The sequence below is a fragment of the Micromonospora sp. NPDC047620 genome (genome assembly GCF_043205005.1).
In the GTDB taxonomy this organism is placed as follows: domain Bacteria; phylum Actinomycetota; class Actinomycetes; order Mycobacteriales; family Micromonosporaceae; genus Micromonospora.
The window spans coordinates 1-1,379 of record NZ_JBIDDG010000119.1 but is presented as its reverse complement, the minus strand read 5'-3'; the positions used below and the strand labels follow the sequence as shown (position 1 = coordinate 1,379).

The window sequence follows — 1,379 nt, the reverse complement described above, 5'->3', positions numbered from 1 at the left end:
CGGCCTTGAACTGCGGGCTGAACCGACGACGCTGCTCGGGCATGGACTCATCCTCTCAACTCGGAGGACATGTCCAGGATCCTTGGTACACCTCAGACTTCACTTGAAGGATGACAGTTGGCCGGCTCTCTCCGGGGCTCGGCTGTCACGGCGCGTAACTGGCGTGCCGCCTATCGCTGGGGCATGCGATCCTCGACACCGGTCGAGACGCGCCATCAGCGGCAAATGAGGACACGTTCAGGAGCAGGTCGAGGTTGAGGCTATATCTACCGGCGATCATCGCTGTCGACCCGCCATCACCCGACCAGCGCTGTCACGATTGGCTGCGGGCCGGGTGCTGGGGCTATCTGCTACGGTCGCCGCCATGGCTGCCGTATGGCGGATCGCGAACTATCACCAAGCCAAGGCACCGGTGACCGAGCCGGTCACCAAGTTCGGCGGTCAGCCCGTCTGGCTTACCGGACCGCAGTGGCCGGTCAGCCAAGGCTGGGACACCCCGATGCGGTTCGTCTGCCAGATCGCATTGGAGCCCGAACTCGCCGGTGCCGGCCCGGGGCGGCTGGCCTACGTGTTCGTCACCCATGGCGACCACGGCAGCGACGTGGAGCACTTCGACCCGGACGTCATCTTCCCCGAAAGCGGCGAGAACGCCGTCATTATCCAGCCCGGCGGCGTCTTCGACGGGGCGACCAGCCCACTGACCAGCGGCCCAACCATCTACCACGGCGACGGGTCGCCGGCGGAGTACACCGTCGAGCTGATCCGCGGCGAGGACCCCGAGCACCTGCCGTACGACGCCTACATGGCGCTGCCGCCAGACGAACGGGACCGCTACTTCCAGGCACTGGACCAGGACAAGATCGGCGGGACGGCGCTGATGCTCAACGAGCACGACTGGCCCAAGAGCGGGCCGTGGCGGCCCCTACTGCGCCTCGATGCGAACTGGAAACCGTTCTACCTCAACCTCGGCGCCGCACCGGTGGCGTTCGCGTTCATCTCCACCGACGGCCGGCACGGGTGTTTCCTCGTCCAAGACTCGTAGTCAATCCTGCCCGTACGCCAGTCGCCAGCGGCGAGCACGCGCCCTGTCGGCGCGCGACTCGCGGCAGATCCGGATGTTCAGTCGCGAGGGCCGCCCGGCGTGTACTGCTGTTGGCCCAAAGATTACGAGGGCAACTCGTACTCCTCCGCGAGCCGCTCGGCGTAGCCACGTACTAGGTGTACTGCCCAGGGACGTTGGTCGAGATTGTGTGACGACACGATCTGATGTCGTAGGCAGGTGAGGGCCTCCGGTTGTGGAGTGGAGCTGTCTAGGAACCGCTCCGGCAACAGGAGGCCTTCGTGTCCCACGCTAACGCCGCTTTGACCCCTCGTGCGCG

At 65.8% G+C, this 1,379-nt stretch carries 1 protein-coding gene; it reads left to right on the top strand.

Going from position 1 to position 1,379, the window contains the following annotated elements; translation table 11 throughout:
- Positions 1 to 364: 364 nt before the first annotated feature.
- Positions 365 to 1,042, top strand: a complete 678-nt coding sequence (locus tag ACGF5C_RS34600) for a hypothetical protein (protein WP_393308610.1) — start codon at positions 365 to 367, stop codon at positions 1,040 to 1,042.
- The last annotated feature ends 337 nt before the right edge of the window (positions 1,043 to 1,379 follow it).